Annotated in this window: 1 protein-coding gene; it reads right to left on the bottom strand. The window is 32.9% G+C overall.

From position 1 onward, the window contains the following. Positions 1–521: TetR/AcrR family transcriptional regulator (locus ACRCJ0_RS17550; protein ID WP_431391436.1), on the bottom strand; the 521-nt coding region annotated here is incomplete at its 3' end. Between the last annotated feature and the right edge of the window lie 196 nt (positions 522–717).

Genomic DNA, 717 nt, shown 5'->3' with positions numbered 1-717 from the left:
GGTGACTCTTTTCCATCTTTTTTAATCCACAAAGTCATAATCCCCACAATTGATGATAGTAAGATTTCAATCGCATAGTCTTCAGGCAGGTCTAGTTTCTCAAACTTTACTCGATTAGACTGCTTCACCTTTATATCAATAAGTTGGCCAATAATAGACTTTAAGGTTTGCATGAAATTGGGATCCCCACCTGGGCTTGCAATAGCTTTTACAAAGTCAAACTCACCTTTAACATAGACTAAAGCTTCTAAAATTTCATCATAAGGAATCAATTCTAAAGGTTCCTTGGCTTCTTTATGACCCGAATCCTTTAAAATAATCGCCTCTAAATCAAACATCACTTCTTCTTCTAGCTTGTTCATTAAGTCATACTTATCTACATAATGCAGGTAAAAAGTCCCACGATTGATGTCACATCTTCTGGCGATATCACTCACAGTCATCGCTTCAAATCCCTTTTCATGTACTAAATCAATAAAGGCTGCTTTAATTTTTTCTTTTGTTTCCATCTTCCGGCTCATTGATTATCCTACTTTCTTTGAATAAATTAATTGACAGGTTTTATTATAAAATGAACACTTTTTTGTATTTTGTTTATTGAATCTCTTGCACAATCATTATATACTCTCTAAGTAAATAAATCAACACGTTGTTCATTTACTTGGGCAATCATTTTATATTTATAAGGAAGGAAATGAAAATGAGTTACATAGAGGT

The organism is Aerococcus sp. L_32 (assembly GCF_050689315.1).
The sequence above is the reverse complement of the archived record's forward strand: the minus strand, read 5'-3'. Positions and strand labels throughout refer to the sequence as shown.